At 66.4% G+C, this 17,463-nt stretch carries 18 protein-coding genes; 6 read left to right on the forward strand and 12 right to left on the reverse strand.

The annotated features are described in order from the left end of the window. Window positions 1-74: 74 nt before the first annotated feature. The gene (locus LXM55_RS03625; protein WP_233318651.1) at window positions 75-1,352 is read right to left on the reverse strand and encodes an alkane 1-monooxygenase; all 1,278 of its coding nucleotides are present in this window, start codon (window positions 1,350-1,352) and stop codon (window positions 75-77) included. A gap of 293 nt (window positions 1,353-1,645) precedes the next feature. Then, entirely contained in the window at window positions 1,646-2,641 is a 996-nt protein-coding gene (locus LXM55_RS03630) for an alpha/beta fold hydrolase (protein WP_233318653.1), read from the reverse strand. Window positions 2,642-2,907: 266 nt separating this feature from the next. On the opposite strand from LXM55_RS03630, the gene LXM55_RS03635 reads away from it, so the two are divergent. Genes LXM55_RS03635 through LXM55_RS03645 form a run of 3 tightly spaced genes read left to right on the forward strand, consistent with a single transcriptional unit; the run spans window position 2,908 to window position 6,223 of the window. After that, window positions 2,908-4,458 (forward strand): flavin-containing monooxygenase, encoded by a 1,551-nt coding sequence (locus LXM55_RS03635; protein WP_233318654.1) that lies wholly within the window; start codon window positions 2,908-2,910, stop codon window positions 4,456-4,458. Continuing rightward, on the forward strand, window positions 4,445-5,344 hold the full coding sequence (locus LXM55_RS03640; protein WP_233318656.1) for an SDR family NAD(P)-dependent oxidoreductase: 900 nt from the start codon (window positions 4,445-4,447) through the stop codon (window positions 5,342-5,344). Before LXM55_RS03635 ends, LXM55_RS03640 begins: the two co-directional genes overlap by 14 nt. Before the next feature lie 39 nt (window positions 5,345-5,383). Next, window positions 5,384-6,223 carry a metal-dependent hydrolase gene (locus LXM55_RS03645; RefSeq protein ID WP_233318659.1) on the forward strand — a complete coding sequence of 280 codons (840 nt, stop codon included), beginning with the start codon at window positions 5,384-5,386 and terminating at the stop codon, window positions 6,221-6,223. A gap of 22 nt (window positions 6,224-6,245) precedes the next feature. Here LXM55_RS03645 and LXM55_RS03650 read toward each other — a convergent pair whose 3' ends face one another. Continuing rightward, window positions 6,246-7,079: a helix-turn-helix domain-containing protein gene (locus LXM55_RS03650; protein WP_233318660.1), complete on the reverse strand. Its 834-nt coding sequence runs from the start codon at window positions 7,077-7,079 to the stop codon at window positions 6,246-6,248. A gap of 90 nt (window positions 7,080-7,169) precedes the next feature. Between LXM55_RS03650 and LXM55_RS03655 the strand changes: the two genes are divergently transcribed. Beyond that, window positions 7,170-7,568 (forward strand): DUF3224 domain-containing protein, encoded by a 399-nt coding sequence (locus LXM55_RS03655; RefSeq protein WP_233318663.1) that lies wholly within the window; start codon window positions 7,170-7,172, stop codon window positions 7,566-7,568. A gap of 35 nt (window positions 7,569-7,603) precedes the next feature. Beyond that, the gene (locus LXM55_RS03660; RefSeq protein WP_233318665.1) at window positions 7,604-8,383 is read left to right on the forward strand and encodes a type 1 glutamine amidotransferase domain-containing protein; all 780 of its coding nucleotides are present in this window, start codon (window positions 7,604-7,606) and stop codon (window positions 8,381-8,383) included. Between the two features lie 57 nt (window positions 8,384-8,440). On the opposite strand, the gene LXM55_RS03665 is transcribed toward LXM55_RS03660, so the two are convergent. From LXM55_RS03665 to LXM55_RS03685, 5 genes are read right to left on the reverse strand one after another with little or no spacing between them, the layout of a single operon-like run. Continuing rightward, window positions 8,441-9,205, reverse strand: coding sequence for an ABC transporter permease (locus LXM55_RS03665; protein WP_233318667.1), 765 nt, complete (start codon window positions 9,203-9,205; stop codon window positions 8,441-8,443). Beyond that, entirely contained in the window at window positions 9,205-10,404 is a 1,200-nt protein-coding gene (locus tag LXM55_RS03670) for an ABC transporter substrate-binding protein (RefSeq protein WP_233318669.1), read from the reverse strand. Before LXM55_RS03670 ends, LXM55_RS03665 begins: the two co-directional genes overlap by 1 nt. Continuing rightward, the gene (locus tag LXM55_RS03675; protein WP_233318671.1) at window positions 10,370-11,209 is read right to left on the reverse strand and encodes an ABC transporter ATP-binding protein; all 840 of its coding nucleotides are present in this window, start codon (window positions 11,207-11,209) and stop codon (window positions 10,370-10,372) included. The genes LXM55_RS03670 and LXM55_RS03675 overlap by 35 nt, the downstream gene beginning before the upstream one ends. Next, the gene (locus tag LXM55_RS03680; protein WP_233318673.1) at window positions 11,206-12,276 is read right to left on the reverse strand and encodes an acyl-CoA dehydrogenase family protein; all 1,071 of its coding nucleotides are present in this window, start codon (window positions 12,274-12,276) and stop codon (window positions 11,206-11,208) included. Before LXM55_RS03680 ends, LXM55_RS03675 begins: the two co-directional genes overlap by 4 nt. 48 nt (window positions 12,277-12,324) lie before the next feature. Continuing rightward, entirely contained in the window at window positions 12,325-12,885 is a 561-nt protein-coding gene (locus tag LXM55_RS03685; protein WP_233318675.1) for a carboxymuconolactone decarboxylase family protein, read from the reverse strand. 104 nt (window positions 12,886-12,989) lie between these two features. On the opposite strand from LXM55_RS03685, the gene LXM55_RS03690 reads away from it, so the two are divergent. After that, window positions 12,990-13,901 (forward strand): AraC family transcriptional regulator, encoded by a 912-nt coding sequence (locus tag LXM55_RS03690; RefSeq protein ID WP_233318677.1) that lies wholly within the window; start codon window positions 12,990-12,992, stop codon window positions 13,899-13,901. A gap of 18 nt (window positions 13,902-13,919) precedes the next feature. Here the strand turns inward: LXM55_RS03690 and LXM55_RS03695 are convergent, their stop codons facing one another. From LXM55_RS03695 to LXM55_RS03710, 4 genes are all read right to left on the reverse strand, one after another. After that, on the reverse strand, window positions 13,920-14,522 hold the full coding sequence (locus LXM55_RS03695; protein WP_233319049.1) for a methionine ABC transporter permease: 603 nt from the start codon (window positions 14,520-14,522) through the stop codon (window positions 13,920-13,922). A 65-nt stretch (window positions 14,523-14,587) separates the two neighbouring features. Then, window positions 14,588-15,565 carry a methionine ABC transporter ATP-binding protein gene (locus LXM55_RS03700; protein ID WP_233318679.1) on the reverse strand — a complete coding sequence of 326 codons (978 nt, stop codon included), beginning with the start codon at window positions 15,563-15,565 and terminating at the stop codon, window positions 14,588-14,590. Then, on the reverse strand, window positions 15,562-16,371 hold the full coding sequence (locus LXM55_RS03705; RefSeq protein WP_233318681.1) for a MetQ/NlpA family ABC transporter substrate-binding protein: 810 nt from the start codon (window positions 16,369-16,371) through the stop codon (window positions 15,562-15,564). Before LXM55_RS03705 ends, LXM55_RS03700 begins: the two co-directional genes overlap by 4 nt. 28 nt (window positions 16,372-16,399) lie before the next feature. Next, window positions 16,400-17,437 (reverse strand): isopenicillin N synthase family dioxygenase, encoded by a 1,038-nt coding sequence (locus tag LXM55_RS03710; RefSeq protein WP_233318683.1) that lies wholly within the window; start codon window positions 17,435-17,437, stop codon window positions 16,400-16,402. Window positions 17,438-17,463: the final 26 nt, after the last annotated feature.

Consider the following 17,463-nt stretch of genomic DNA (forward strand, 5'->3'; position numbering starts at 1 on the left):
GGCTGACTTGCAGGCGAACGCCGGCGGTTCACGAACACTTGAAGTGGTGAGCAGTAGAACTAAAGAGCGGTGTCTCAATCGGTGTTGCTGAAGCCGTAGTGCTTGAGCAGTTGCTCGCGTTTGGCCGGGTGCATGTTGGCCAGGCGGACATCGCCCGAGTAATGCGCCAGTACCCGGTGATCCATCAGCCGCCGCCACAGTGCTGGCACGTAGGCCCAGACGATCATGGTGGCGTAGCCGTAGGGCAACTGGGGCGACTCGTCGAAGTGACGCAGGGCCTGGTAGGCGCGGGTCGGGTTGGCGTGGTGATCGGAGTGACGCTGCAACTGGAACAGGAAGATGTTGGTGACGATCCGGTTGCTGTTCCAGGAATGGCGCGGCGAGCAGCGCTCATAGCGGCCGTTGGCTTGTTTCTGCCGCAGCAGGCCGTAGTGCTCCACGTAGTTGACCACTTCCAGCAGCGAGAAACCGTAGATCCCTTGAATCACCAGGAACGGAACCACCGCCACGCCCAGCCAGGCGATCAGCACGCCCCAGAGCACCACGCTGTACATCCAGGCGCTGAGCACGCCGTTCTTCCAGTGCAAAGTCGGCAGGCCGAGCTTGCGCAGGCGCTCGCTTTCCAGGTGCCAGGCCGAACTCAGGCTGAACCACACGGTGCGCGGCAGAAAGCTCCAGAACGACTCGCCAAGGCGGGAACTGGCCGGATCTTCCGGGGTGGCCACACGCACGTGGTGGCCGCGGTTGTGCTCGACGAAGAAGTGCCCGTAGAAGGTCGAGGCCAGCGCCAGCTTGGCCAGGAACTTGGCCATCCCGCGACTTTTGTGCCCCAGCTCATGGGCAATGTTGATGGCGATGCCGGTCGCCGCGCCGGTGGACATGGCCATGCCCAGGTAGGTGAACCAGCCGACGCTGCCGTGCAGTTGCGCGCGCTCGGTGAGGAAGGTGGCGAAGTTCGCCAGGCTGCCGTGCAGGTGCAACTGCTGGCTCACCTGCAGCAGGCCGCCGGCGATGATCCAGTCCACCCCGCTGACCGCCATCCAGGCCGTGACCACCAGGGACAGCACCGAGAGCACGGCGCAGCTATAGACGATAAAGCGGTAGTAGGGTTGTTTTTCCAGGTCGGGAACGGCGGATTCGGGCGGGTTGCTGGCATCTTCCCCCATCAGGCCGTCAATCAGCGGAATCAGGCCGAAGATCACCACCACCCCGCTCCACCAGAACACCTGGACGCCAGTGGTCAGGGCGAACAGCCCGGCCAGCAGCGGTGTGATCATGGGTAAGGTGCCGAGCCACCACAGGTGACGCTTGCCATCGGTCCAGACGCCGGGTGCCGCCACGGAAACAGTCATGGCAACCTCCGCAGGATGGCCGCTGGCAGAGATGCTATAAAGGACAGCGCGGCGGCGCCGTACCGAGCGTGAAGGAAGGAAAAAACAAAAGCGTGAAATGGCGTTATTTTCATTATTTTAACCGCTCAATTGCACTTTCAAAAAAAACATTCAAAACATTTTTTTAAAAAAATAGCTCGGGTTCGTTAGCTCGTCAACTATTTTTTCGGCTTGTTTCGAATGTCACCCGTGAAGCGTTTACAGCTGCTTGCAAAGCCGTGGCGCGAACGCTCGAAACCGTCCCCGCCACGCCCTCAACTTGCTCTTGAAGCCGCGAACGGCGGATGCAGGATCGTCGCGCTGCGCTGCGGCGCGGCCTGGGAAGCAACGTGCTGGACCATGGCCACCACCCGCTCGACGGCGCTGATGGGCAGCATGTGGCCACGGCCCTGGACAATCTCCAGGGACAGCCCCGGCACCTTGCCGACCATCGATTCGCCATGCCGGCGGTAATTGAGCACCGAGTCCGCGGAACCGTAGATCAGCCCCACCGGCAGCTGCAGCCCGGGGTAGCGCTTGACCATGCCCGGCAAGGCGCGATTGACCACGGCAATTTCGCTGGAGGCGTTATAGAAACTTGCCGAACGCATCCCCAGCAGACCGCCGCCACGTTCGGCGAAATCCTCGGGCGCCGGGTCCGGGGCGAACACCGCCTTGAGCAGGCCGCGGCGCCCGAGCATGGCCATGGGCGCCGCCAGGGTCAGGGACATCCAGCGCCGCAGGAACGCCGGGCGTACCCCCAGAGACAGAAACACCAGGGGCAGCATGCGTTGCGGATGGGTCAAGGGCGCCACCAGGATCAGCCCGGACACCGATTGCGGATGATCCAGGGCCAGCGACAGCGCCACCGCGCCGCCCAGGGAATGCCCGAGCACCAGCGGCTGGCCCAGGTCCAGGGTGCGAATGAACTTGGCCACCAGGCTGGCCTGGGCCGGCAGGTCCGCCGCCGCGCCCCGGGCGCGGGTGGAATAACCGGAACCGGGACGGTCGAGGGTGATCACCCGGAAGCGCTCGCGCAATTGCGGGGCCAGCGAATGGGTCAGGTTGCGGCCGCAGCCGGTCAGGCCATGGATCATCAGCAGCGCCGGGCCGCGGCCTTCGTCGGTGTAATGAAGGCGCTCGCCCGCCACCTCAAGAAAGCGCCCATTGATCGGAACCTGGCTTTCAATCCGGCGGTTGATGCGAAAACTGACAACCCAGAGCACCGCACTGACCGCCAGGAACACCGCTGCCGCTAGCAACCACTCCATAACCCGCCCCCTCAGCTTCCCTGCGCCGTGGCCCGCGATCGGAATGATCCGGGTGTATGGCTGCCGCCTTGGCCTGGTGCTGCCTGTGACGCCTCATCCATGGCCTGGATGAGCCCCGCAATATTCACAGGCGACCTGCGCAGGTGACATTTTCAGGTGATTTATTTAAATTAATTTTTAAAACATTATTTTAAATTGTGCAATCCTGAGTTTTCACCCACCGACGAAAGTCACCCAGCAGCGTCATAACAATCGAGGTACACACCATGAATGCGTACTCGCCACCCAACGACCCCGAGGTCGTTGACATCGCCATCATCGGCGCCGGTTTCGCCGGGCTGTGCATGGCGATCAAGCTCAAGGAAGCCGGGACAACGAGTTTCTTCGTCGCCGAACAAGCCGCGTCCCTGGGGGGCACCTGGCGCGACAATCACTACCCCGGCTGCGCCTGCGACGTGCAATCCCACGTGTATTCGTTTTCCTTCGCCCCCAATCCGTACTGGACCCGGCAGTTCGCGCCCCAGGCGGAAATCCGCGAATACCTGGAAAACTGCGCCCGGGATTTCGCCCTTGCGCCCTACCTGCGCTTCAACATGGGCCTGCAGCGGGCCACCTTCGACGAGGCCCGGGAGTGCTGGCAGCTGCGTTTCAGCAACGGTCGCGAAGTCACCGCTCGGGTGCTGATCTCCGGCATGGGCGGCCTGTCGCGCCCGGCGATCCCCCAGATTCCCGGGCTTGAGACCTTCACCGGCAAGCACTTCCACTCCCAGCAGTGGGACCACCGCTATGCCCTGCACGGCAAGCGGGTGGCGGTGATCGGCACTGGCGCCAGTGCGATCCAGTTCGTGCCGAAGATCGCCCCGCGGGTGGCCCAGTTGACGCTGTTCCAGCGCACCCCGCCGTGGATCATGCCCAAGCCCGACCGTGAACTCGGTGCCCTGGAGCGCTGGGCCTTCAAGCACCTGCCCTTCACTCAGCGGCTGGTGCGTTCGGCGCTGTACTGGGCCCTGGAAAGCCGGGTCATCGCCTTCGCCCGCCGGCCACGACTGATGAAGGTGGTGCAGCGCGTGGCCCTGCGCCACCTGCGCAAGCAGGTGCCGGACCCGCTGCTGCGCCAGCGCCTGACCCCGGACTACACCATCGGCTGCAAGCGCATCCTGATTTCCAATGACTATTACCCGGCCCTGACCCGGGGCAACGTGCGGCTGATCAGCGACGACATCCAGCGCATCGATGGCGATGCCGTGGTCACCGCCGACGGCAGCCGCCACAGCGTGGACTGCATCATCTTCGGCACCGGTTTCCAAGCCACCGACCCGATTCCCCGCGGCCTGCTGTTCGGCCGCCAGGGCCAGGACCTGATAGACAGCTGGGCCAAGGGCGCCCACGCCTACCTTGGCACCTGCCTGCCGGGGTTTCCGAATTTCTTCATGATCATCGGCCCCAATACCGGCCTGGGTCACAACTCGATGATCCTGATGATCGAGGCCCAGGTGGACTACATCCTCAAGGCCCTGGGGCGGATGCAGCACGAACGGATCGCCAGCATCGAAGTCAAGCCGCAGGTCGAGAGCCAGTACAACCAGCGCCTGCAACAACGCCTGAGCCGGGCCATCTGGTCCACTGGCGGCTGCCGCAGCTGGTACCTGGACCCGCGCAGCGGACAGAACACCACCCTCTGGCCCGGCTCCACCTTGAGCTTCAAGAAGACCCTGCAGCACTTCGAACTGCAGGACTACCTGACCCGCCACCTGCCCCAGCCGGCCGCCGCGCGCCCACTGAACCTTGAAGAGGCCGTCCTCGATGAAAAACTTTAACGGTAAAGTCGCCGCCATTACCGGCGCCGCCTCTGGCATGGGCCGGGCCCTGGCCGTCGCCCTGGCCCGCGAGGGCTGCCACCTGGCGCTGGCCGACAAGAACCCCCAGGGCCTGGCGCAGACCGTGGCCCAGGCCCGGGCCGCAACCCTGTCGCCGCTGCGCATCAGCAGCCAGGAACTGGACGTCGGCGACCGCGAGGCGATGTTCGCCTGGGCCGCCGCCAGCGCCGCCGAACATGGCCAGGTCAACCTGATTTTCAACAACGCCGGGGTCGCGCTGTCGAGCACCGTGGAAGGGTCGAGCCTGGCGGACCTGGAGTGGATCGTCGACGTCAACTTCTGGGGCGTGGTCCACGGCACCCAGGCCTTCCTGCCCTACCTCAAGCAGGCGGGCGAAGGGCACATCATCAACACCTCCAGCGTCTTCGGGCTGTTTTCCCAGCCTGGCATGAGCGGCTACAACGCCACCAAGTTCGCCGTGCGCGGTTTTACCGAATCGCTGCGCCAGGAGCTCGACCTGCAAGGCAACGGGGTCTCCGCCACCTGCGTGCACCCGGGGGGCATCCGCACCGAAATCGCCCGCACCAGCCGCATCAGCGACAACGTCAAGGGCTTTTTGATCGACAACGAACAACAGGCCCGGGACGACTTCGAAAAGCTCTTCATCACCTCGGCGCAGACCGCCGCCAAGGTGATCCTGCTGGGGGTGCGCAAGAACAAGCGGCGGGTGCTGATTGGCCGTGACGCGCATGCCCTCGACCTGTTCGTGCGCCTGCTGCCCAGTGCCTACCAGGCCCTGGTGGTGTGGGCCAGCCGACGCCTGGCGCCCAAGCGCGGCAAGGCCCGAGACACGGCCTACCAACCCCAGGACGAACGCGGCCTGTAGCGCCGCCCAAGCTTTTCCATGTCTAGAGGAGCGCCAGCCATGCTGCCCATCCGCCGCGACATCAAGGTCGAACTGCCTGCCGACCGTGCCTGCGACTGGCACGAACAAGGCAGCCACGTCAGCCACTTTTTCAATGCCCTGTCCCTGCTGTTCCCTGCCGGCGAGCTGTTCTTCATGGACAGCGTGCGCCACTACCGCGAACAGATTCACGACCCCAAGCTCAAGCGCGAGATCCAGGGCTTCATTGGCCAGGAAGCCATGCACAGCCGTGAACACCTGCGCTACAACGACCTGCTGCAGCAGGCCGGGCTGCCGGCCCATCTGCTGGACCGGCGGCTGCGGATCATCCTCGACTTCCAGAAGAAGCACTTCCCGCCGGCCTTCAACCTGGCGATCACCGTGGCCCTGGAACACTACACGGCGATCCTCGCCGACCTGCTGCTGCGCGACCCCAGCCGTTTCGGCAACTCGGTGCCAGGCTACCGGCAGATGTGGCTGTGGCATGCCCTGGAGGAAACCGAGCACAAGGCCGTGTCCTACGACGTCTTCAACCTGGTGCTCAAGCCCGGGCCCAAGCGCTACCTGATCCGCACCGGGAGCATGCTGTTCACCACCCTGACCTTCTGGCTGGTGGTGTTCGACTTCCATGTGCGCATGCTGATCGCCGACCGCCGTCGCGGCGGTCATTGGCGCGGCCTGTGGCAGGTGCTCAAGTACCTCTACGGCAGCAAAGGCGTGTTCCCGCGCATCGCCCTGCCCTGGCTGCACTTCTTCAAGCCGGGCTTCCACCCCTGGGACCATGACAACCGCGAGCAATTGCAGCGCATCGACGGCCTGGTGCAAGACATCGAACGCACCCGCGCCGCGGCGGCCAAGTAAGCGGCGGCCAGGCAGGCGCGGCTCAGCCCGGCGCCACCTGGCTGCGCACGTAAGCCGCTGGCGGCTGGCCCACCATGCGCTGGAAATCCCTGACGAAATGCGCCTGGTCGAAGTAGCCCAGGCGCAGGGCCAGCTCGGCATCCGGCTGGGCCTCGCCCCGCTGCAGCAGGGCCAGGGCCTCGTGCAGGCGGTAGCGGGCGATGACCCATTTCGGGCTCACCCCCACGTACTGGGCAAACAGCCGCTGCAACTGGCGCGGGCTCACGCCGGCCAGCTGCGCCAGGTCCTGCACGCGGGTCAGTTGCGGGTCTGTGGCGGCCCGTTCCACCAGTTGGTTGAGCATCGCCACCCGCTCATCGGCCGCAGGCAGGTTGGCCAGCAGCCAGGCCGTGGCCCGCTCACTCATCGGCGCCATTCCCGGCCAGGCGCCAGCCTCGAGCAGGCTATCGGCCGTCCCCAAGACCTCGGCGGCAGCGACCGAACGGTCGCGCAACAGTTCCATGGAGCGCCCCCAGAACGGCTGGAACGCCGCCGCACGAAACTTGATGCCGAACACCCAGCCCTGGCCGGCCAGGGTCTTGCTGAAGCGTTGCCGATGCGGCCCCCAGATCCGCGCCTGATTGCCCTCCAGCACCAGATGCACGTTGGGATGGGGCAAGGTTTCCTGGCGTTCGACCCGCGAGTCGGGCAGCGCCCAGCCCACGTACCAGAAGTGTTCCACCCAGGGCGCCAGGGCGGGCGGCGGTGCCTGCCGCAGGTGCTCGAAGTGCTGGGCCGCCAGGCGCTGATTGAGCACGCCCCGAGCAGGCCCGACAGCGGCGGCTGATGACGGTCGCGTTTTTCCAATGCGCTGCATGATGCTTGTGCTTTCATCCCTGTCCCAGGCCCGGGCCCCATGCCCAACGGTCCGGCGCCTATTATTACCTGCTCGACACTGGAGAACAGCATGCACGCCACAGGCCCATTCAACGTCAAACTGCCCAGCCACCCCGTTGCCCCGGAGACCGAAGCGGCGCAACTGGGACGCAAGGCGATTCACAAGACCTTCGACGGCGACCTGCAGGGAACCAGCGTCGGCGAAATGCTCAGCAGCATCGGCACGGTGGCGGGCTCGGCAGGCTATGTGGCGCTGGAGCGATTCGAAGGCAGCCTGGCCGGCCGCCACGGCAGCTTCGTCCTGATGCACTACGGGGTCATGGACCGCGGTCAGTCGACCCTGCACATCCAGGTGCTGCCCGACTCCACCAGCGGTGAACTGCTGGGCCTCACCGGCCGGATGCAGATCCGGATCCAGGACGGCCAGCACTACTACGCGTTCGACTACAGCCTGCCCGACGACTGCTAATCTGCAGCGCACCTTTTGTGCTGCGAGCCCGCGCCATGATCCTGATCCTGCTGCCCCACGCCGACTACGACCCCACGGAAAGCAGCCTGCCCTGGCAGGCCGCCCGGGATGCAGGCTTCGAAGCGCAGTTCGCCACGCCGCTGGGCATGCCGGCCTACGCCGATGCGCGGCTGGTGAGCCTGGGCTTCGGCCCGCTCAACCGGCTGTTGATGACCCCGGCCGCGGACCTTGAGCGCTATCACGCCATGACCCGCGACCCGGCCTTTCGCCGCCCCCTGAAGTACGCCGACGTCGACCCGCAGGCGTTCGAAGGCTTGCTGATTCCCGGCGGCCACGCCAAGGGCATGCGCAGCCTGCTGGAGTCCGAGGACGTGCGGCGGATCATCCTGGCCTTCTTCCACGCCGACAAGCCGGTGGCCGCGGTGTGCCATGGCCCCCTGGCCCTGGCCCGCTGCATCGATACCGACACCGGGCGCTCCGTGCTCTATGGACGTAAGGTCACCGCGCTGCTGGCCGGGCCCATGGAACTGGCGGCCTGGATCGTCACCGCGCCCTGGCTGGGGCGCTACTACCGCACCTACGACTGCAGCGTCGAGGCAGAGATCAAGCAGGCCCTGGCCAGCCCGGCGGATTTTCTTTCCGGGCCCTGGCTACCGCGCCGGGACTCGGCAGCCCATCCCGAGCGCGGCTTTGTGGTCCGCGACCGGCATCTGCTGACCGCCCGCTGGCCGGGGGACTGTCACCGCTTCGCCAATGAATGGGTGACCCTGCTGCAACAGGCGCGGCAGGCCCAGCCGGAGCAAATCCGGGTTTGAAGGCGTAAGCGCGAGCGCTGCTGCTTCACCCTACTCAGCCTGCACCTACCGGAAGGCTCAGGCGTGGGACCAGCGGCGGTGCAGGCCGCGGGCCAGCGCGTCGAGGGCAAAGCCCAGGACACCGATCAGCAGGACCATGGCCATCAGTTCCGAGTAGGCCAGGCGGTCCCGGGTGTCGAGGATGAAGTAGCCCAGGCCGGCGCTGACCCCGAGCATTTCGCAGGGCACCAGGACGATCCACAGGATGCCAATCGACAACCGCACGCCGGTCAGTACATGCCCGAGCACCCCGGGCAGTATCACTTTGCGCAGGGTTTCCCAGCGGGTGGCGCTGAGGCTGCGGCTCAGCTGTAGCCAGCGCGGGTCCAGTTGGCGCACGCCGGCCGCGGTGTTGAGCAGGATAGGCCACAGCGCGGCGAACGCCAGGAGGAAGTAGATCGGCTGGTCGCCCACGCCCATCAGCATCACCACCACCGGCATCCAGGACAGCGGCGAGATCATCCGCAGAAACTGGAACGCCGGGGTGGTGGCCGCCTCCAGGTGCCGGTAGCTGCCCACCAGCAGGCCCAGGGGCACGCCGATCAACAGCGCCAGCAGCAGGCCGACGAGGATCCGCTTGAGGCTCACCAGAACGTGCTCATACAGCTCGCCACGCCCCAGCAGCTCCACCAGGCTGGCGAAGGTGGCCTCGGGCGAGAAACGCGCCGCCAGGCCGTTGCCGCCACCCAGCAGATGCACCCCCAGCCACCAGGCCAGCAGCAGGCTCGCCAGCCCCGCCAGGCCCAGGACCCAGTGGCTCAGGGAGGAAGGTTGCTTGCCCATCAGAGACCGAACTCCTCGCTGCGCTCGAAACTGTCCGCCAGGCCGAAGGCCTTGAGCCCGCCGACGGCGGCGATGGCGTTGCGCACGAAGCGCTCGTCCACCAGGTCCTTGGCGGTGTGCGCCGGATCGAGGCTGGCGAGGAAGCCCTTGTCGCCCTCGATCAGGGTGTCCTTGAGGCGCTTGACCAGCTCTTCGGTGTAGCTGGGGAACGGGTACGGCTGGAAGTCGATGCGCTGCTCGTCCCAGTGGCCGTGCTGGATCGCGCCGCTGGCCAGGTAGGCCTCGCGGTCCGTGGCCGCCGGGGCCAGCACCCGGTTGAGTACCTGCGGCGCGTGCGGCGTGTAGCGGTTGGCGCCGTCCTTGGACAGCAGCTGGGCGGCCTCGGCGCGGTGGTCGCGGGTCCACAGCTGAGCCTTGACGATGGCGTTGACCACTTTCTGCGACCACTCGGGGCGGTTGTTCAGGTCGTGCTCGTGCATGAACACCACGCAGCAGGCGTGGTTGCGCCAGACGTCGCCGGTAAAGCGCTGCACCCGGCCGACCTTGAGTTCTTCGGCCAGGGCATTGAACGGCTCGGCGACGATGTAGCCGGCAATCCGCTGGCTGGCCAGGGCCGGCGGCATGTCCGACGGCGGCAGCACCACCAGGTTGACCTCGTTGGCCCCCAGTGCACTGCCGGCGGCCTTGCTCACCGGCACCAGGCCGTGGTCGCGGAACAATTGCTGCACCACCACGTTATGGATCGAGTACCAGAACGGAATCGCCACCGACTGCCCCGCCAGTTGCTTGACCTCGGTAATCCCCGGGGCCACGGTCAGGCCGGAGCCACCGACGTGGTTCCAGGCCACCACCTTGGCCGGCACGCGGCTGCCGTAGCGAGCCCAGACGGTCATCGGCGACAGCAGGTGAATCACGTTGACCTGCCCGGAAATGAACGCCTCGATCACCTGGGCCCAACTGCGCAGCAGCACCGGCCGCTCGGCCTTGATGCCTTCGGCCTCGAACAGGCCGTTGTTATGGGCCACCAGCAACGGCGTGGCGTCGGTGATCGGCAGGTAGCCGATGCGCACCGGCGCGTCCGGCTCCTGGGCCGCGCGGGCCTGCAGGCTGTTGAGCAGCGGCAAGGCGCCGCCAGCGGTCAGCAGCGCGCTGAGCTTGAGAAAATCACGACGGGTATGAGTGAAGTCGTCCAGGCACATGGTCAATCTCCGACGGTGCAGGCAAAGGGGAAGTTAAGGGATTGCGGCTCGCCCGCCGAAGGGTCTTGAGAATCTCGATACGCAGGGCGCCCAGTTCCTCGATCCGCTCGGCGCGCGGCGCCGGCAGGTCGATGTGCCATTGGCCGAGGGTGCGCGCCGGGCTGTTACCCAGTAGCAGGACCCGATCGGACAGCAGCAGGGCTTCGTCGATGTCATGGGTGATCAGCAGCGCCGCGGTGCGGTGCTGGCCGATCACCTGGAGCAGCAGTTGCTGCATGTCGGCGCGGGTCACCTCGTCCAGCGCGCCAAAGGGTTCGTCCAGCAGCAACACCTGCGGTTGCCGGGCCAGGCAGCGGGCCAGCGCGGTGCGTTGGGCCATGCCGCCGGACAGCTGCGCCGGGTAGCGCTGGCGGGCATGCTCCAGGCCCACCGCGGCAATCGCCTGGTCAATGCGTTCCTTGCGCTGCTGCGGGCTCAGGCGCGGCTGGCGGGCGAAATCCAGGCCGAAGGCAACGTTGTGCTCCAGGTTCAGCCAGGGCAGCAGGCTGGGGTCCTGGAACGCCACGGCCACCCGCGGATGGGGGCCGTCGAGCGCTTCGCCGAGCAGGCTGACCTGCCCTGCATGGGGCTTCTGCAGGCCGGCCAGGACCCGCAACAGGCTGGACTTGCCGACCCCGCTGGGGCCGAGGATGGACACCACTTCCCCGGCTTGCAGCTGCAGGTCGAAGTCCTCCAGCACGGGGTGCCAGCCCTCCGCCGCCGGGTAGCCGAGGCTGATTGCCCGCGCGTTCAACAGGCCGCTCATGCTGCCGCGTTCCGCGCCTGGCGCTGCAGTTCGGCGCGCAGTTGCACCAGGCTCGGGGTGACGATGGGGACGAACGCCGATTCGCGCCAGCGCCGGGCAAACCCGCTGCCGAACTCGCTGAGGTAGGCCTTGCCGCCGCTGGCCTGCAACTCCAGCTGCACGGCGTTGGCGGTGGCTTCGGCGAGGGCGATGCGCACCCGGAACAAGGCGCCGGGCTGGCCCAGGAAGCGCCCGTCGAGCAGGCCACTCTTGAGCTCGCTGACGGTCTGTTCCAGCTGCTGGCGTTGTTCCAGCAAGGGCTCCTGGAGGATCGAGCGGGCCCCCTCGACGTGCTGTTCCACCTCGTTCAGGGCACGCCGCGCCAGGCCGATGGCCAGCGCGCATTGCAGGCCGAGAAAGGCCGGACGCACGGCCGGCAGGAACGCCCGGGCGTCCTCGTGCAGCAGCCAGTCGCGCGCCACCACGACCTGGTCCAGCTCCAGGGCGGCGGTGTTGCTCGACTGCAAGCCCATCAGTTGCAGATCATCGGAACGCTGCAACCCCGACAAGGCATCGGGAATCGCCAGGATGAACGGCGCCCCGCCCTCCTCGCGCTCGATGGCCGCCGCGACCACGAAACCGCTCTTGCGCAGGTTAGTGACCCAGTGCAGCCGGCCGTTGAGGCGCCAGCCGTGGTCCTGCTCCTGCGCCTTGACCTGCAGGGCCTCGATCCCCGACAGGAACTTCATGGCATTCGACAACCCGGTGGCCCCGGCCAGTTCGCCACTGAGCAGCGACGGCAGCAGGCGTTGACGCAACGCGCTGTTGGGGCTGTGCAGCAGGTACTCGATGAAGGCCCGCTGCCCCCAGCAGACGAACGCCGCGGCCAACGAGTGGCTGGCCACGCTGGCCATGACTTCCAGGGCATCGGTCAAGTCACCGCCGCTGCCGCCCTGGGCCGGGTCGATACCGACCCGCAGCACCTGGGCGCCGGCCAGCCGGGCGAGTACCTGCTGCGGGTCGCACTGACCCTGGTCGAGTGCCTGGGCCTGGGCATCCAGCCATTCACTCAATTGCGCATCGAGCATGTCGTTTTCTCCTTGAAGGGGGCGCCGCACAAGCATCGGCGCCCTGACTCATTGACCTTGCACTGACCAGCGGTACTTGGCCAGTTCGGGGTTCAGTTCGGTGCCGGCGAAGACGTTGGCGAAATTGCACAGCGTCGCCAGGCTGATGCCCAGGATCACTTCCAGGGCGTTGCCTTCGCTGTACCCTGCGGCCTTGAACTGTTCATAGCCCGCGTCGCTGACCTTGCCCCGGGTGGCGATCACTTCCCGGGCGAAAGCCGCCAGGGCCTCGAGCCGGGCTTCGGGCAAGGTGCTCTGCTCGCGCAGGGCGCTGACCACCGGGTCGGAGAGTTTGGCCTTGTTCAGGGCCACCGAGGTATGACCTGCGACACAGAAATCGCAGCCATGGGTGGTGGCGGCCACCAACTGCACGACTTCGCGCTCCGCCAGGCTCAGCTCGGCCTTGCCGTTGAGCGCGGACACCGTGACGTAGGTTTCCAGGGCCGCCGGGGCGTTGGCCAGGATACCCAGCAGATTGGGGATGAAACCTGAGTTTTTCAGGGCATTTTCCAGAAATGGCCGCGCGGCTTCTGGAGCGGTGTGCAAGGTGTGTAGAGTGACGCGGGACATGGAGTAGTCTCCTGCTGTGTGGGTGTGCGTCAAGTCTGTTGGTTATAAGAATTTCGATCCATATTCTAAAGTAGCGATTACTTGCTCCTGAGTGTTTCCCTTAGATGATTTCTTCAAGCCCACTGGTTGATTGGTTATTAGAAGGCCTGGAACTCGATGCCAGCCTGTTTCACGTCGGACGCTACTGCGGGGGCTGGCACGCCAGCACCCAGGGCCTGGCCCGGGCCAGCTTCCACCTGATTGTCCAGGGCCATTGCTGGCTGCATATCGACGGCTTGCCGCAAGCCTTGCGCCTGGACGCCGGAGACGCGGTATTCCTGCTGCAGGACCTGGGTTATCGGCTGTCCAGCGCCCAGCAGCCTGACGTGGCGCAACAACTGCCGCGCACTCACATGACCCCGCTGGACCCCAATGCCCAGGAAGGCGTGGGGCTGGTCTGCGGTTTTTTCCATTTCAAGTCCGGGTTGTCCTCGCTGATCATCGACAGCCTGCCGGGCTGGATCATCCTGCGGGCTGGCGACCCTTCGCTGAGCGCTGCCCGGGCGCTGTTCCAGCTGATTCTCGAAGAATGCCAGCGAACGCCGCAGCCCTCCTCGGCCCTGCTCGAACGCCTGAGCCACCTGCTGTTCTTGTATGTGCTGCGCCACCAGGTGAATGCCAACCAGGACCTCGGCGGGCTGGTGGCGCTGGCCCGTCATCCGGGGTTTGCGCCGCTGCTGGAGCAACTGATCCAGCGCCCCGGCGAGTCCTGGCCCCTGGAAAACATGGCGGCGCTGACCGGGCTGTCGCGCTCGGCGTTCTTCAAGCGCTTCAATGAATTGGCCGGGCAATCCCCCGGGCAGGTGTTGCTGGCCTTGCGCATGCGCCATGCCTGCCAACTGCTCAAGGCCAACCAGACCGTCGAGCAAGCGGCGACGGCGGTGGGCTATCAGTCGATCGCCGCCTTCACCCGGGCCTTCACCAAGGCCGTGGGCCTGCAACCGGGGGCCTATCGCAAACAGCATGAAGGGCGCTGACGCGCGCCCGGAATGATTTCAGCGGCGATGGGCCAACGCGCGCACCAGGCGATCGCCAGCGCTCTGTACCCCCTGCACCAGCAGCACCAGGACCAGCACCGTGGCGACCATGATCTGGTTGTTGAAACGCTGATAGCCGTAGCGGATCGCCAGATCGCCCAGGCCACCACCGCCGATGACCCCGGCCATGGAGGAAAAGCCGATCAGCATCACCAGGGTCAGGGTCAGCCCCGCCAGCAGGGCCGGCAAGGCCTCCGGCAGCAGCGCCTTGAAGATCACGTGACCGATGTGCCCGCCCATGGCCAGGATCGCCTCGATCCGCCCCCGGTCCACTTCATCCAGGGCGTTCTCGACGATCCGCGCAAAAAACGGAAAGGCGCCGATGGTGATCGGCACCACCGCGGCGGTGCTGCCCAAGGTCGTGCCCACCACCAGCCGGGTCAGCGGAATCAGGGCAATCAGCAGCACCACGAAAGGCAGCGAGCGCCCCAGGTTGACCAGGCCGCCCAGCAGCCGATTGAGCCGGGCCATGGGGTACAGGCCGCCCTTGCGACTGATGAACAGCAGCACGCCCAGGGGCAGGCCGATCAACAGGGTGAACAGTGAGGCCAGCAGCACCATGTACAGGGTTTCAGCGGTGGCGGTCAGCAGCAGCTGCGCCAGTTCCTGCCAATCGAGGTTGCGGTTCACAGGCGTTCGCTCCGAATCCCTCGCTGGGCCAGGGCCGCCAGCAGTTGTTGGAACTTTCCGGCATCGGCGGGGGCGGCGGCGATGCGCAGGCGCCCTACCCGTCGGCCGCCTACCGCTTCGACACCGCCGGCCAGCACCTTGAGTTCCAGCGCCTGCTGGCGGCTCAGTTGCTCCAGCAGCGGCGCCGCGCGCTGGTTGTCGAAAAAGGTCAGTTCGGCCTGGGGCTGGCTGCCGTTGAACGGCAGGTTGTAGCCCGGCAACAGGGCCCGGCCCAGGGCCGACTGCGGGTTGCCCAGCAACTCGGCCACCGCGCCGCTCTCCACCAGCCGGCCGCCCGCCAGGGACGCGGCATGGCTGCAGATGGCCTTGACCACCTCCAGCTCATGGGTGATCAGCACAATGGTCAGCCCCAGTTCGCGGTTGATCTGCGCCAGCAGTTGCAGGATCGACGCCGTGGTTTCCGGGTCCAGGGCGCTGGTGGCCTCATCCGACAGCAGGTAACGCGGCCTGACGGCCAGGGCCCGGGCGATGCCCACCCGCTGTTTCTGGCCACCGGACAATTGCGAGGGAAAGGCCTGGGCCTTGTCGCTCAGGCCCACCAGTTCCAGCAGTTCCAGAACCCGCGCGCGGCGCTGGTTCTTGCCCAGGCCGGCAATTTCCAGGGGCACCGCGACATTGTCCTCGACCGTGCGCGAATGCAGCAGGTTGAAGCCCTGGAAGATCATGCCGATGCCCTGGCGCTGGCGTCGCAGCTCGCTCGCGGACAAGGCACCGAGGTCCTGACCGTCGATCAGGATGCGCCCGGAGCTGGGTCGTTCCAGCAGGTTCAGGCAACGCAGCAGGGTCGACTTGCCGGCGCCGCTGCGCCCGAGAATGCCGTACACCGCGCCGTCGGCAATCGTCAACGACACCCGATCCAGTGCCGCGGGCTGGCCCTCCCCGTAGACCTTGCTGAGCTGCTGGACGTCGATCATGGCTGGCGGTCCGCGACGGGAATCACCGAGCCCGAGTAGGTCCGGGTAATGAACGCCGCGACTTCCGCGGAGTTGAGGTCCTTGGCCAGCTGGCGGATGCGCGGGTCGTCCTGCAGTTTCGGGGTGGTCACCAGGATGTTGGCGTAGGGATTGTGCTCGGCCTTTTCCAGGCCCAGGGCATCCTTGGCCGGAACCAGCCCCGCTTCCAGGGCGTAGTTGCCGTTGATCACCGCCAGGTCGACGTCGTCCAGGGCTCGCGGAATCTGCGGCGATTCGATTTCAAGGATCTTCAGCTGTTTCGGGTTCTCGGCAATGTCCTTGGGCGTCGCCTGGTCGCGGGCCGGGTCGCTGAAGCCGGGCTTGAGGCGGATCAATTGGTAGCTCTGCAGCAGGTACAGGGCGCGGCTGAGGTTGGTGACGTTGTTCGGCACTGCCACGCTGGCGCCCTGGGGCACCTGGTCGAAGCCCTGATGGCGCCTGGAGTAGATCCCCAGGGGCTCGATGTGCACGCTGGCGGCCACCGCGAACGGCTGGCCCAGGGCTTGCTCCTGGGACTTGAGGTACGGCAGGTGCTGGAAGTAGTTGGCGTCCACGTCGCCGTGGGCCAGCAGTTCGTTGGAGTTCACGCCGTTGGGGATTTCGATGATCTTGAGCTGCAGTTGCGGGTCGAGCTTCTGCACATAGGCGAGGATCTCGGCGTGCGGCACCGGGTCGGCGGCGACCCGCAACGGCTGCGCGGCCAGGGTCGGCAGGGCTTGCCCGAGGCTGGCCAGCAGCGCCAGGGCGAGGAATGTCTTGTTCGGCATGGCAATGTCCTTTTACGACGGATGAAGGTCAGGCATTCAGCGCCTTGGGCACCAGGGCATCGGGGTAGAAACGCTGGGCCACATCCGGGTGCGAGCGCAGGCGACCCTTGAGGTAGTTCCAGCCAACCTCTCGAAACAGCGGGTTGTCGGGGTCGCTGGCCGGGCCCCGGGCCTCGCGGAGCAAGGCTTCGGGCAAGGGGTACAGCGGCACCTGGGCATCCAGCTGGGCACCGAGGAAAAACGCGATGGACAAGCGCTCGCGGTCCTCCGGCGGCGACAGCACTCGATGCACGGTGGCGCGCAGGTAGCCGTGGGTCGCCAGTTCCAGCAGCTCGCCGATGTTCACCACCAGGGTGTTGTCGCGGGGCGGTGCGTCGATCCAGCGGCCGTCTTCCACCTCCACCTGCAGGCCGGCCTGCTGGTCCTGCAATAGAAAGCTGAGGAAACCGGAATCCTTGTGGGCGCCCACGCCCTGGTTGCTCTGCCCTGGCGCGCGGCCGGGGTAGCGGATCAGCTTGATGTGTTCGTTGGGACGCTCGCCGTACAGCGGGTCGAAGGCCTGCTCCGGCAACGACAGTGCCTGGGCAAACCCGCGCAACAGGCGCAGGGACATGCCGGTCATCGCCTGCTGCCACTCCAGCAGCAGCGGCTTGAGCGCCGGCAACTGCGCCGGCCACTGGTTGGGCCCCTGCAAACGCGCCCAGGGCGGGCTGTGCGGGTCCAGTGGCAAGGCCTGGCGCTCTGCTCCCAGGTCGAACTGCTCGCGCAGGTCCGGCTGGCCCCGGGTAATTTCCGATGCCGCGCGGTTATAGCCGCGAAAATGTGGCGAATGGATCATGCCCACGGCGGCCTTGTCGGCCTCGGGCAGGGCGAAAAACGCCCGCGCCTGTTGCTGCACCCGGTGCAGCAGGTCGCTGTCGATGCCGTGCCCGGTCAGGTAGAAGAAACCGACGTCCCGCGCCGCCTGGCGCAACGCGTCGAGAAAGGCCTGGCGCTGCTCCGGGCGCCCTTCCAGCTGACTCAGGTCGAGGACCGGCAGCGCGGTGATATCCAGCGAGTGCGGCATGCTTCACTCCCTTGTGAATTGTCGAT

Origin of the sequence: Pseudomonas sp. Au-Pse12 (assembly GCF_021341665.1) — a bacterium.
Classification (GTDB): Bacteria; Pseudomonadota; Gammaproteobacteria; order Pseudomonadales; family Pseudomonadaceae; genus Aquipseudomonas.